The sequence below is a fragment of the Pacificitalea manganoxidans genome (assembly GCF_002504165.1).
GTDB classification, from domain to species: Bacteria; Pseudomonadota; Alphaproteobacteria; order Rhodobacterales; family Rhodobacteraceae; genus Pacificitalea; species Pacificitalea manganoxidans.
In genome coordinates this window covers 3,247,988-3,260,867 of the sequence record NZ_CP021404.1, presented here as the reverse complement: position 1 = coordinate 3,260,867, position 12,880 = coordinate 3,247,988, and the positions used below count along the sequence as shown (strand labels likewise).

Here is a 12,880-nt window from a genome sequence, read left to right as displayed (position 1 = left end):
AGGGGCGCGGCTAGCGGCTCATCATCGACAGGCGGATGAGCGCGCGTTCCACCACTGCCATCTGCGGGGCGGTCTGTCCTGCGGAGCGCAGCGACAGATCGGTATCCGTGAGCAGGGCCAGCGCATCCTCCAGCCGCCGCGCACCCCAGTTCTGCGCTTGCCGGATCATCCGGTCGCGGCGCGGCCCCCAGATGGGCGGTCGCGCCGTGGCGATGCCCGCAGCCGGTCCGCCGGGATGCGACGCGGCCGCATGCAGCGCGCGAAAATGCCGGGTCGCAGTGATGCAGATGCTGACGGGGTTCACGCCCTGTCCGCCAAGCCGGGTCATCAGCGCACCGATTTCTCCGGCATGTGCTTCGGCGACCGCGTGCAGCATGTCGTCAAGTTCAGCCTCCACCGTAGCGGGGGCCATCGCGGCGACCTCGGCACTGGTCAGCGGGCTGGTATCGTTGATCTTATAGAGGCCGAGCTTCTCGACCGTCTGGCGGAAATCACCGGGATCGAGCGCGCGTGCCAGTGCGGTCAGATCATCCATCGCAGCGCGGTCGACCTCACCCACCCCAGCACGGCGCAGTTCCGCCTCGATTTCCGCGCGGCCCGGAGGATCGTCATAGATCGCAGCGGCCAGCGCGTTGGGGTGCTTTTCGATCAGCTTGCGCAGCTTCGACGTGGCCTTTAGCGCGCCTGCGCTCAGGACCATCACCGCATCGCCCGGCTTCCATTCGGCAAGCGCGGTTTCCAATGCGCCGGTCGTGGCGTCGGTTGCCTCTTCAATGAACACACCGCGTTGACCGGGAAAAAAACCCACGGCCTTCACCGCATCTAACAGCGCGGCGGGATCTTTGCGCAGCTCCGCGCCAGTCATCCGGGCGAGGCGCATATCCTCTTCGGCCTTTGGGCCCAGAAGATTGGCGAGCAAGTCCTGACGTTTCAGCGCAACCCGCATCGCGTCTTGACCGTATAGCAGCACCGCAGCCCGGTTCGGGTCCGGGCGCGCGATGAAACCGCCAAGCTCGCGGGTCGACAGCTTCACGGCAGCCAGCGATCCGCGGTGCCCAGCAGGCGGGTGACCATCTCATCGGCCAGCGCGCGCGCCAGCCGCTCCTCGGCGTCGATCTCCGCCGCGCGGGTGGAGACGGTGCTGCCGGTGGTCGAATAGGAGGTGAAGTTCGACAGCGTGCCACGGGTCAGCACGGTCTGGCTTGATTGTTCGACGACAGAATAGGTCAGTTGCCTCGCGATATGGTAGCGCTGGGTCACCTGATCGGCTGTGATGGCCACGCCATCCTCCGAGGTGGTGAGCGCGTAGCGCAATGCATAAGGCGCAGACAGGTTGCGGCCCAGCCGATCCTCCAGCTGCGCGACAAAGGCATATTCCGTCCGGCTGTCGGGCGCATCCGCGACGATCTGGTTCCGCAACCGGGTGCCGATACCGTTCGGCCCATAGGCGGGGCTAAAGCCGCAAGCGGCCAGAACTGCGGTCGACGCCGCCGCGCCCATCCCGGCAAGGACAGCGCGACGACCCGGTTTTGCGTTATCAGACAACGACATTGACGATCCGTCCCGGCACCACGATGAGCTTCTTCGGCGCGCCGCCCTCGGGCAGTGCCTTGCGCACAGCATCGGTGTCCAGCACCAGTTTTTCAACCGCTTCGCGCGAGGCGTCTGCGGGCACGGTGATTTCGCCCCGTTTCTTGCCGTTGATCTGGATCGGCAGGGTGACGCTATCTTCGACCAGCATGGCGGGATCTGCCACGGGCCACGCGGCCTGTGCCACCAGACCTTCGGTGCCCCCTGTCAGCAGATGCCAGATCTCTTCCGACAGATGCGGGGTCATCGGCGACATCAGCTGCGCCAGAACCCGCATGGCCTGCGCGCGGATCGGTAGGGTGGCGTCGGATTTCGCGATGGCATTGGCAAATGCATAGAGCCGCGCGATGGAGCTGTTGAAGGCAAAGCCCTCGATCCCCTCGGTCACCTCGGCAATCGCGCGGTGGATGGTGCGCAGCAGTGGCATGTCCCGCGCGGGCGCCGGGGTCAGATCCTCGGGCGCAGCGGCGCGCATGTCGGCATCGATGGTGCTGGCCAGCCGCCAGACCCGCTGTAGATGCTTGTAGGAGGCCTCGGCCCCCGATGCCGTCCATTCCACATCGCGTTCCGGCGGGCTGTCGGACATGACGAACCAACGCGCGGTGTCCGCACCATAGGCCTCGACGATTGACACCGGGTCGACGACGTTCTTCTTGGATTTCGACATCTTGGCCGAGGGAATGACCTCCACCTCGGTGCCGTCGGCCAGCCGTCCGTCGGTGACATCTTCGGGCAGGTGATAGACCGCGCGGCCTTTTTCGTCGCGGGTCAGGTAGATTTCATGGGTAACCATGCCTTGGGTGAACAGGGCGTTGAACGGCTCCCGCGCGGTTTCGGGCAGGTGGCCGGTGATCTGCATCGCGCGGGCGAAGAATCGCGAATACAGCAGATGCAGAATCGCATGCTCGATGCCGCCGATATACTGATCGACATTCATCCAATACGCGGCATCCTCTGCATCGGTCGGGGTCTCGGCGCGCGGCGAGGTGAAGCGCGCGTAATACCACGAGCTGTCGACGAACGTGTCCATCGTATCGGTTTCGCGCCGCGCGGGCTGGCCGCAGGCGGGGCAGGCCACATCGCGCCATGTCGGATGCCGGTCGAGCGGGTTGCCCGGCTGGTCGAATGACACGTCATCGGGCAGGCGAACCGGCAGGTTTTCCTTCTTCTCCGGCACCACGCCGCAGGCCTCGCAATGCACCACCGGGATCGGGCAGCCCCAATAGCGCTGGCGGCTCAGGCCCCAGTCGCGCAGGCGATACTTGGTCACGCCGTGGCCCACGCCGTTTTCCTCGCAGAAGGCAATTGCGGCATCGACACCTTCGGCCCCGGTTTGCACCGGCGCGCCTGCGAACCCACGAACATAATGCACGGGCTCGGTCTTTGGCGGCACAAAGGCCTCGGTCAGCTGCGCGTCCTCGGCGTCCTTCTCAACGAAAACCGGCGGGATCGGCAGATCGTATTTGGTGGCAAAGTCGAAATCGCGCTGGTCATGCGCCGGGCAGCCAAAGATCGCCCCGGTGCCGTAATCCATCAGGATGAAATTGGCGATATAAACCGGAAGCTCCCATGCCGTGTCGAACGGATGGCGCACGGTCAGCCCGGTGTCAAAGCCACGCTTCTCGGCCTTTTCCAGCGCTTCCTCGGACGTGCCGATGCGTCGGCACTCCGCGCAGAAGGCCGCAAGCTCGGGGTTGCTCTCCTCCAGCGCGCGGGCCAGCGGATGGTCGGGGGAAATCCCAACGAAGCTTGCGCCCATCAGCGTGTCAGGGCGGGTGGTGTAGACTTCGATCCGGTCATGGCCCACAGATTCGGCAGTGAGCGAAAAGGCGAATTGCAGACCGCGCGACTGGCCGATCCAGTTGGCCTGCATCAGGCGGACTTTCTCGGGCCAGTCTTCGAGCGTGTCGAGCCCATCGAGCAGATCGCCCGCCATGTCAGAAATCTTAAAGAACCATTGCGTCAGTTCGCGGCGTTCCACCGGCGCATCGGAACGCCAGCCTTTGCCATCGATCACCTGCTCATTGGCAAGCACGGTCATATCGACGGGATCCCAGTTCACCACTGCGTTCTTTCGGTAGATCAGCCCGGCATCGAGCATGTCGAGAAACAGCGCCTGCTGCTGGCCGTAATATTCCGGATCGCAGGTGGCGAATTCGCGGCTCCAGTCGATCGACAGGCCCAGCGGCTTCATCTGATCGCGCATGGTGGCGATATTCGCGTAGGTCCAGTCCTTCGGGTGCCCGCCCGAGGCCATCGCCGCGTTTTCCGCAGGCATCCCGAACGCATCCCACCCCATTGGGTGCAATACGCTGAAGCCGCAGGAGCTCTTATAGCGCGCAACCACGTCGCCCATCGTGTAATTGCGCACATGGCCCATATGGATGCGGCCCGACGGGTAGGGGAACATCTCTAGGACGTAATACTTCTCGCGCGCAGGGTCGCGGGTCGCGGTAAAGACGCCGGCGTCATCCCACGCGGCCTGCCATTTGGGTTCGATCTCGGCGGGAGAAAGGCGGGACATCGGGCACATCCTTCTGAAAAGCGGGCTCGGGAGCGGATAGAATCGGGGATGATGCGCGGTGGCACCACGGAAAACGCCGGGCACAGGGGCCCGGCGTGCTGTCTAATGGGGGTTGCCGCGCGCGTCCACACCTCCCGGCGGGCGCGGGCGAACAGGCCGGGTCAGAGGTCGGCGTCGCGCAGGCGCAGCTGACGCGCGCGGGTGAGAATCGCATCCTCGATCGCGCGCTGCACATCGGCGCTGACCGGGCCGGAGCGAGACGCAAGCGCCACCCGCAGCGACCGCGCATCAAGTGCCGGATCCTGAACATAGACGGTCGCGCGATAGGCGGTGCCGCCACCCGGCGGAGTGCCGTAGCCCATGACGATCACACCCGAAAACGGATCGACCTGCTGGACGGGCATGAAATTCAGCACGTCGAGCGAGGCATTCCAGATATAGCGGTTAACGCTGACAGTGGTGTTGGGATCGTCGCGGTTCTCGAACAGGTCGAAGAAGGACGAGCGGTTCGAACGGTCCTCGCGGGTGAGGGCATCGCGCGCGGCGCGCTGCTGTTCGGCCCGCTCGCGGGATTGGACATTGGCCGGGTCGAGCGCGGCGCTGTTGCCGCCCCGTCCGAACAGGCCGCTGTCGCCGCTGCCGATTCCACCACAGGCTGCCAGCGTGGCGATCAGGGACGCGCCCAGGGTCAGGCGGGCGGCGGTTCTGACGGTCATGATCTCTGCCCCTCCGGTGTTTTGCTCTGTCTAGCCGAGCGTTTATGGCCGGACAAGGCTTAACAAAGCCGGGCGCGGCTCGCCACTGTGGCAAAGCTGCACCAATTCATTCGGCCTGTTGAGGGGGCGGTCTCGCCTAGCTTGCATTGAATGGGGGTTTGGCGCGAAAGAAGGTCATGCCCAATTCGGAAAGCCGGGTTGCGGTGCACCTTTTAGACACGAGGGAAAACGATGAAAAAGGTTCTTCTCGCCTCCACCGCACTGGTCGGCTTTGCTGGCGCCGCGGCTGCTGAGGTTACCATCACTGGTTCTGCCGAAATGGGCATCTACGGTGGTTCCGAAATCGAAACGCAGTTCTTCCAGGACCTGGACGTCACGTTCTCCATGTCCGGCGAAACCGACGGCGGCCTGTCGTTCGGCGCGTCCGTCGATCTGGACGAGTCCGATGGCTCCGGCACCAACGTGTTCTCGACCGCGTTCGAGCCCTATGACGACGGCGGCGCGACCATCTTCGTCTCCGGCGGTTTCGGCACCGTGACCATGGGCGACACCGACGGCGCCATGGACTGGGCCCTGACCGAAGCTGGCAACATGGGTAACCCCGGTTCCATCGCTGACGACGAGACCTCGCACGCCGGTTACCTCGGCGCGTATCTCGACGGCGCCTATGACGGCCAGATCGTTCGTTACGACTACGCTGTTGGCGACTTCGGCTTCGCGATCTCGACCGAAATGGACGACTCCGGCGACCGCGATGCCGGCTACGCCCTCGGCCTGAAATACGCCACCATGGTTTCCGGTGTCGATATGGCCTTCGGCTTCGGCTACCAGACTGTTGACGCTGGCGATGACGATTTCTTCGGCACCGGCTTCGACGTCGACGTTGACGCAGTTGGCGTTTCGGCTGTTGCGACCCTGGCTTCCGGCTTCACCGGCGGCATCGAGATCACTCAGATCTCCGTTGAAGTCGACGGCGGCCCCTTCGATGGTGACGACGCAGACATCATGCACTACGGCCTGGGCTTCGGCTACGAAACCGGCCCGCTGGCAATGCACATCAACTACGGTCTGTTCGAAGGCGACGATATCGCTGACTTCGACGGCATCGGTGTTGCAGTTGGTTACGACCTGGGCGGCGGCGCTTCCGTGCTGGCCGGCTACAACAACTCCAACTACCTGGACGACGAGGACGACTACGATACGTTCTCCCTCGGCCTGTCCATGTCCTTCTGATCCTACCGGATCTTTGGATAAGAGAGAGCGGGTCTTCGGGCCCGCTCTTTTCTTTTGGGCCGGTGCCAATTGGCGCCGGTTTTCTTATGCGCCGGTTTTCTTTTTCGGCGCAGAGGATTAGTCAGAAAGCCTGATACACCACAGGGCAGGGCGCAAATGGCTAAGGCTGATCCCAATTCCGTGCAGGGCCGTTTCGATGTCGCGCAAGCGTTGCAATCGCGAGGCCGCCTTGCTGAAGCGCGCGCGATTTTGCAGGCCTTGCTGCTGCGCGCGCCGAAAGTGGCGCAAATTCATTTCCAGTTAGGACAGATCGCGGCTGCTGAACAACAGACGGATCAGGCCGCCACCCATTATCAGAATGCCGCCGCGCTCGCCCCTGCGGAGCCTGCCATTCCGCGCGCCGAGGTGCTGCTGCACAGCGCTGCCGGGAACGAGGACGCCGCGCTTGCCGCGCATGACCGTCTCATCGCGCTGGCGCCCGAGCAGGTAAAGCCGCGCGCGGATAAGGCGCTTTATCTCCAGCAGATCGGGCGCTTTGACGCGGCCCGCGCGGAGTTTCGCCGGGCGTTGAAGCGGGCACCTTGGGATGGCGAGCTTTACCGGCTGATGGTCGGAGGGGAGAAAATTGCCCCCAATGCGCCGGTCATCGCGGAGATGCAAAAGGCGCTGCGCCATCCTCGCTGCACCGGGCGCGCGCGCATCCACATGAATTTCGCGCTGGCCAAGGCGATGGACGATGCGGGCCGCCATGAGCGCGTCTTTACTTATCTGCGTCCAGCCAACGCCGACACCCGCGCGGCTCATCCCTACGATCCGAAAGCGTGGGAAGCCGAGGTGGATGGCTGGCTGCGCCTGTTCGACGGGATGGAATTCGACGCGCCGACGGCGCCTGCGGCGGATAGCCCGATCTTCGTCACCGGCCTGCCCCGCAGTGGCACCACACTGGTGGAACAGATCCTTGCCCGGCACAGCGCGGTAACGGCGGGCGAGGAAATGAACCTGCTGCGGCGTATGGCCTATTCCCGGCTTAACTATCCCGGTGCGGAGCCACGCGCGCTGGTGGATCTGCCCCGCGCCGATGTTCGTAGCCTTGGCGAGACGTATGTCGCGGCCGCCCAGAAGCGGCTCGGCACGCAGGCACGGTTCACGGACAAATCCATCCAGTCCTACCTGATGACCGGCCTGATCCGGCAGGCGATACCGGGCGCGCGGATCATCGTGGTGCGGCGTGATCCCCGCGACGTGGCGCTGTCGATCTATAAGAACGTGTTTGCAGAGGGCACCCACCGCTACGCCTACGACCTTGAGGACCTGGCGCATTATTGCAGTGTATTTCTGCGGGTGCTGGATTACTGGCGCGATCGCCTGCCCGGCGGCTTTGAGGAGATCCGGTATGAGGATCTCGTCGCCGACCCGGAGCCGCAGATCCGCGCATTGGTCAGTGCGGCTGGACTGGACTGGGAAGATGCGTGCCTGGAAACCGGCACGACATCGGGCCGGGTGCGGACGCTCAGCATCTATCAGGTGCGTCAGCCGATCTATGCCTCCTCTCGCCGCGCCTGGGAGCGCCACGCCGAGGAAATGGCGCCCTTCATCACCGCTATGGGAGACCGTTTGTCATGAGCCTGTCCGAGATCAAGCAGCGCATCGAGAAAGCCGAAGCCGCCGCAGGACGTGCGCCGGGGTCGGTGCAACTGGTCGCGGTGTCCAAGGTCCAGCCTGACGCCCGCGTTCGCGATGTGCTGACCCAAGGCCACCGTCTGTTCGGTGAAAACCGGGTGCAGGAGGCCGCCGGAAAATGGCCGGAGTTTCGCGCGGACTTCGACGGGGTTTCCGTGCATCTTCTAGGACCGCTGCAAAGCAACAAGGCCCGGCAGGCAATGGAGTTGTTCGATGCGATCCATTCCGTCGACCGTCCGAAACTGGCGCGTGCCATCGCCCGACTGGCGCAGGAACTGGGCCAATGTCCGGACCTTTTCTTGCAGGTCAATACCGGCGAGGAACCGCAGAAAGCAGGCGTGCTGCCCGCCGATGCGGATGACTTCGTGGCGGAGGCGCGCGCGCTCGATCTGCCGGTAAAGGGCCTGATGTGCATCCCCCCTGTGGATGAGGAACCGAGCCTGCATTTCGCCTTGCTGCGCAAAATAGCCGAGCGCAATGGCTTGGACGGTTTGTCGATGGGCATGAGCGGGGATTTCGAGACGGCCATCGGGCAGGGGGCCACCCATGTCCGCGTAGGCTCCGCTATCTTTGGCGCACGCGACACTGCGGGCTGAGAACGATCCGCCACTCAGTCATTTGCGAACAAAAAAGCGGGCCATTGGCCCGCTTCTTGGTCTCTCGCCGTCAGGGGGTATTAGCCCGTGCAGCGGCTTTCGGCCTCCTCCAGCGCGGCGGTGAAGCCGAGCAGGGAGAACGAGTCCTTGGTGTTGGTGCCCCGCTCGGAGCGGGCGCTCAGCGTGGCTTCTGCACCGCGCTTCATCTCGGTGATGATCTTGGCATCGTCCGACGCGGATGCAGGCCAAGCCCATTCGCCTTCGGTGAACAGCTCATAGCTGTTGCCGCCGATCTGCATCGTCACGGTCGAGCCGGGCGCGAACGGATAGCCGCCGGTAAAGGACAGCTCCCCTTCCACATCCGAGCCGGGCCGGTAGGCCACGAACAGAAGGATGTCACCGCGCCGCACCGCAACGACACGGCCGTCACGGGTGTTTACGGTTTCCTTCGGGGCTGACACGCTCCAGCATTCGGTCGGGTCGCTTTCGATGAAAACGCTCCAATCGGTTTTGGCCGCGACACGGTTGGTCGATTCTTGCGCCACAAGCGGCAGCGCCGCCATAAGGGCGACGGCACCGGCGATCAGTCCGGTCTTGATCCGGGTAGTCATAATTCTACAGCCTCCAGCTGTCTCTGCCTCGTTCTCCGCCATGGAGGTCGCTGCCCGACCTTTTCGGGTGGCGGATCGAATTTCAACTCGCTAAGCCGAGAATAACGCAAAAGTGGGGCGCGCCGAAAGCCCCGTTGGCGGAATTCTGCTGGGAGAAGCGGGCATGAGCGCGGTGGATCTTGTTGAATTGTGGCGCGGGCCGTTTCTGGAAAGTGTCCATCGCGGCCATGCGGTGATCTGCCGTCCCGATGGTGAAATCGTTGAAAGCTGGGGCGATCCGCAGCAACTGATCTTCCCGCGCTCCTCCGTCAAGATGATCCAAGCGCTGCCGCTGCTGGAAAGCGGGGCGGCGCGCGGCGCGGGGCTGGGGGCCGAGCAGCTTGCGCTGGCCTGTGCCTCCCACCAAGGCGCGGCGATCCATACCGACCGGGTGCGGCGCTGGCTCAATGTGCTCGATCTTGACGAACACGCGCTGCGCTGCGGTCCGCAGATGCCGCGTGATCCCGCCGCCCGCGATCAGATCACCTGTGCCCATGGCCATGCCGGGCAGATGCATAACAACTGCTCTGGCAAACATGCGGGCTTTCTGACGCTGACCCGGCATCTGGGGGCAGGCAGCGAATATATCGAACCCGCCCATCCGGTGCAGAAAGCTGTGCGCGCAGCGTTTGAGGAGGTCACGGGCGAGACCAGTCCGGGCTATGGCATTGATGGCTGTTCGGCGCCGAACTTTGCCTGCACCGTTGCAGGGCTTGCGCGGGCGATGGCGGGCTTTGCTGGGGCGCAGGAGGGCAGCGCGCGGGGCGACGCACAGATCGCGCTGCGCAGCGCCATGATGCAGCATCCCGAACTGGTCGCGGGCGAAGGTCGGGCCTGCACCGAACTGATGCGCGCCATGGGCGGCACCGTGGCAATCAAGACCGGCGCCGAGGCGGTGTTCGTCGCGATCCTGCCGGAACAGAAACTGGGCATCGCGCTAAAGATCGAAGACGGCAGCACCCGCGCATCGGAATGCGCGATTGCTGCGATCCTCGTGCGGTTGGGGGTTCTTGATCCGGCGCATCCTGCCACGCTGCGCCGGATGAACGTGCCACAACTGAACCGGCGCGGGATGGATACCGGTATCTTGAAGCCGACGGATGCCTTGACCGCCTGACCGCCAGCCCGCCGCCTCTGTCAGAGGAGGCCGTGCGCACGGAAGCTAAGTTCCCTCTCCTTACCGACAATGAGATGATCATGCAGCGTCAGGCCAAGCGCCACTGCGGCCTCCGAGATGCGGCGGGTCATGGTAATGTCGGCCTCTGACGGGGTCGGATCGCCCGAGGGATGATTGTGCACAAGGATCAGCGCGCTGGCATTCAGTTCCAGCGCCCGCTTGACCACTTCGCGCGGGTAGACGGGCACGTGGTCGACGGTGCCCTCAGCCTGCGCCTCATCCGCGATCAGCACGTTCTTGCGATCCAGATAGAGCACGCGAAACTGTTCGGTTTCGCGATGGGCCATTGTGGTGTGGCAGTAATCCAGCAGCGCAGTCCAGCCCGACATGACAGGTCGGTCAATGACACGGGACCGGGCCATGCGATGCGCGGCGGCTTCTACCAGCTTTAGGTCGGTCACGGTTGCCGCGCCCAGTCCCGGCACCTGCTGCAGCCGGGAGGCAGAGGCCGACAGCACGCGGTTGAAATCCCCAAACGTGTCGAGAAGCTTCCGCGCGAGCGGCTTCACATCGCGCCGGGGCAGGGCGCGGAACAAGATCAGCTCCAGCAATTCGTAATCGGGCATGGCGCGTGCGCCGCCCTGATCGAACCGCTCGCGCAGCCGTTGACGATGCCCGCGGATATAGTTTGGCGGTGGCGGCGCAGGGCGTTTGGGGATGACGCGTGCGCCCGAATCCGTCGCGGGCATGTCCACCGGCTCCACCGGCGAAGGCCTTGCGAACAGGGGCAGGGGCCCTTCGGAGAAATGGCGGGGCGGAGGCATAGCCTCACCATCGCGCAGGATTGGTAAATATCCGGTAAATAGCTCAGGCGTCCAAGGGGTGTTTACGGCGCTGGCGGCGGCCATAGGTGGCCACGCGGTAGAGATAGGCCCCAATCAGCGCGACAACCACAGCGGTCGAAACCGGGTCCAGCCAAGCGGACACCGCGTCATAGCCGCCTTCGAGCACATAGCCCAGCACGGCCAGCAGGCTGGTCCACGCGACGGTGCCGATGCCCGACAGCAGCAGGAAATGCACCCGGCCCATGCGGGCGATGCCGGCAGGGACGGAGATAAATGTGCGCACCGTTGGGATCAGACGCCCGATCAGCACAGCCATGCCGCCATGCCGTTCGAACCAATGGTCAGCCTGATCGAATTCGTCCGGGCTGACGGTCAGCCAGCGCCCGTGCCGGTCCGCAAGCGCGCGAATGCGCTGGCGCCCGATCCGGCGACCGATCTCATACCAAAGCTGCGCCCCCGCGAGCGACCCAATGGAGCCTGCGATGATGACGGTGATGAGGTTCATGTCCCCCCGCGCAGCGTTGAAGCCAGCAAGCGGCATGATCAGTTCCGAAGGGATCGGCGGGAACACGTTTTCAAGAAACATGAAGAGCGCAACGCCGAACAGGCCCATGCTGTCAATTGCGCCGGTAATCCAGTCGAACATAAAGAAAATCCCCGAGACGTGTCTCGGGGATCAACTAGATTCATGCCGGATGGTTCCGGGACGGCGGGGGCGGTGTCAGCCCTTCATCCCGTCCCAGAAGCTTTTGACGCTGGAGAAGAACGACGAGCTTTGCGGGTTGTTATCCTCGCCCAGCTTTTCGAACTCCCGCAGCAGGTCTTTCTGACGACCTGTCAGATTGACCGGGGTCTCGACCGCAAGTTCGATCATCATATCGCCATGCTGTCCGCCGCGCAGGGCCGGCATGCCCTTGCCGCGCAGACGCATCTGACGACCGGATTGCGAGCCCGCGGGCACTTTCACACGGGCACGGCCCCCGTCGATGCTGGGCACTTCGATGTCGCCACCCAACGCCGCTGCAGCCATCGAAACTGGCACACGGCAATAGAGGTTCATGCCATCGCGCTGGAACAGCTTGTGATCGGCCACCTCAAGGAAGATGTAGAGATCCCCCGAAGGACCGCCGCGCAGGCCTGCTTCGCCTTCGCCAGCCAGCCGGATCCGCGTGCCTGTCTCAACCCCTGCGGGGATGTTGACCGACAAAGCGCGCTCTTTCTCCACACGGCCCGCACCGCCGCATTTACGGCAGGGGTTTTTGATGATCTGGCCAAGCCCGCCACAGGTGGGGCAGGTCCGTTCGACCGTGAAGAAGCCTTGCTGCGCGCGCACCTTACCCATGCCCGAACAGGTCGGACAGGTGGTGGGCTCGGCACCGCCTTCGGCGCCCGTGCCAGAACATTCGTCACAGCCGACCGAGGTCGGCACATTGATCGTTTTTTGCAGGCCGTTATAGGCGTCTTCCAGCGAAATCCGCAGGTTGTAGCGCAGATCCGAGCCGCGAGCCGCACGAGGCCTCCCGCCGCCGCCACGCTGGCCGCCCATGAAATCGCCGAACAGATCGTCGAACACGTCCGAAAAGGCCGATGCAAAATCGCCCTGCTGGTTGAAGCCGCCACCGCCACCGGGCCGGCCGCCTCCCCCCATGCCGCCTTCGAAGGCCGCATGCCCAAAGCGGTCATAGGCCGCTTTGCGTTCGGGGTCTTTCAATGCGTCATAGGCCTCGTTCACTTCTTTGAACTGAGCCTCGGCGTTGGGGTTGTCGGCGTTGCGGTCGGGGTGAAGTTCCTTGGCCTTCTTGCGATAGGCCTTCTTGAGTTCGTCCGCATCCGCGCCGCGCGCGACCCCGAGCACCTCGTAGAAATCACGTTTTGCCATCAGGAGTCCTTATGCCCGAAACGCGCGGACCGGCCCGGTTTCCCGGACCG

General features: G+C 64.2%; 12 protein-coding genes. 4 read left to right on the top strand and 8 right to left on the bottom strand.

All coding sequences use genetic code 11. From position 1 onward, the window contains the following. Window positions 1-10: 10 nt before the first annotated feature. The 4 genes from holA to CBW24_RS14945 form a co-directional block, all read right to left on the bottom strand. Entirely contained in the window at window positions 11-1,033 is a 1,023-nt protein-coding gene (gene holA / locus CBW24_RS14960) for a DNA polymerase III subunit delta (protein ID WP_088662822.1), read from the bottom strand. After that, window positions 1,030-1,551, bottom strand: coding sequence for an LPS assembly lipoprotein LptE (gene lptE, locus CBW24_RS14955; protein ID WP_157773238.1), 522 nt, complete (start codon window positions 1,549-1,551; stop codon window positions 1,030-1,032). The genes holA and lptE overlap by 4 nt, the downstream gene beginning before the upstream one ends. Further along, on the bottom strand, window positions 1,538-4,114 hold the full coding sequence (leuS, locus tag CBW24_RS14950; RefSeq protein ID WP_097374038.1) for a leucine--tRNA ligase: 2,577 nt from the start codon (window positions 4,112-4,114) through the stop codon (window positions 1,538-1,540). Before leuS ends, lptE begins: the two co-directional genes overlap by 14 nt. Window positions 4,115-4,275: 161 nt before the next feature. Next, window positions 4,276-4,830, bottom strand: a complete 555-nt coding sequence (locus CBW24_RS14945) for a DUF3576 domain-containing protein (RefSeq protein WP_088662819.1) — start codon at window positions 4,828-4,830, stop codon at window positions 4,276-4,278. A 231-nt stretch (window positions 4,831-5,061) separates the two neighbouring features. On the opposite strand from CBW24_RS14945, the gene CBW24_RS14940 reads away from it, so the two are divergent. From CBW24_RS14940 to CBW24_RS14930, 3 genes are all read left to right on the top strand, one after another. Continuing rightward, a complete protein-coding gene (locus CBW24_RS14940; RefSeq protein ID WP_097374037.1) occupies window positions 5,062-6,063 on the top strand; it encodes a porin in 1,002 nt (333 codons plus the stop codon). Between the two features lie 156 nt (window positions 6,064-6,219). After that, entirely contained in the window at window positions 6,220-7,686 is a 1,467-nt protein-coding gene (locus tag CBW24_RS14935) for a tetratricopeptide repeat-containing sulfotransferase family protein (RefSeq protein WP_097374036.1), read from the top strand. Then, the gene (locus CBW24_RS14930; protein ID WP_097374035.1) at window positions 7,683-8,339 is read left to right on the top strand and encodes a YggS family pyridoxal phosphate-dependent enzyme; all 657 of its coding nucleotides are present in this window, start codon (window positions 7,683-7,685) and stop codon (window positions 8,337-8,339) included. Before CBW24_RS14935 ends, CBW24_RS14930 begins: the two co-directional genes overlap by 4 nt. A gap of 80 nt (window positions 8,340-8,419) precedes the next feature. On the opposite strand, the gene CBW24_RS14925 is transcribed toward CBW24_RS14930, so the two are convergent. Beyond that, window positions 8,420-8,950, bottom strand: a complete 531-nt coding sequence (locus tag CBW24_RS14925) for an invasion associated locus B family protein (protein WP_088662815.1) — start codon at window positions 8,948-8,950, stop codon at window positions 8,420-8,422. A gap of 163 nt (window positions 8,951-9,113) precedes the next feature. On the opposite strand from CBW24_RS14925, the gene CBW24_RS14920 reads away from it, so the two are divergent. Then, window positions 9,114-10,106: an asparaginase gene (locus CBW24_RS14920; RefSeq protein WP_097374034.1), complete on the top strand. Its 993-nt coding sequence runs from the start codon at window positions 9,114-9,116 to the stop codon at window positions 10,104-10,106. Between the two features lie 20 nt (window positions 10,107-10,126). On the opposite strand, the gene radC is transcribed toward CBW24_RS14920, so the two are convergent. The 3 genes from radC to dnaJ all read right to left on the bottom strand — a co-directional run bounded on the left by radC (window position 10,127) and on the right by dnaJ (window position 12,830). Beyond that, on the bottom strand, window positions 10,127-10,855 hold the full coding sequence (gene radC / locus CBW24_RS14915) for a RadC family protein (protein ID WP_232529870.1): 729 nt from the start codon (window positions 10,853-10,855) through the stop codon (window positions 10,127-10,129). A 118-nt stretch (window positions 10,856-10,973) separates the two neighbouring features. Then, window positions 10,974-11,597 carry a DedA family protein gene (locus CBW24_RS14910; RefSeq protein ID WP_097374032.1) on the bottom strand — a complete coding sequence of 208 codons (624 nt, stop codon included), beginning with the start codon at window positions 11,595-11,597 and terminating at the stop codon, window positions 10,974-10,976. Between the two features lie 75 nt (window positions 11,598-11,672). Continuing rightward, window positions 11,673-12,830 carry a molecular chaperone DnaJ gene (gene dnaJ, locus CBW24_RS14905; protein ID WP_097374031.1) on the bottom strand — a complete coding sequence of 386 codons (1,158 nt, stop codon included), beginning with the start codon at window positions 12,828-12,830 and terminating at the stop codon, window positions 11,673-11,675. Between the last annotated feature and the right edge of the window lie 50 nt (window positions 12,831-12,880).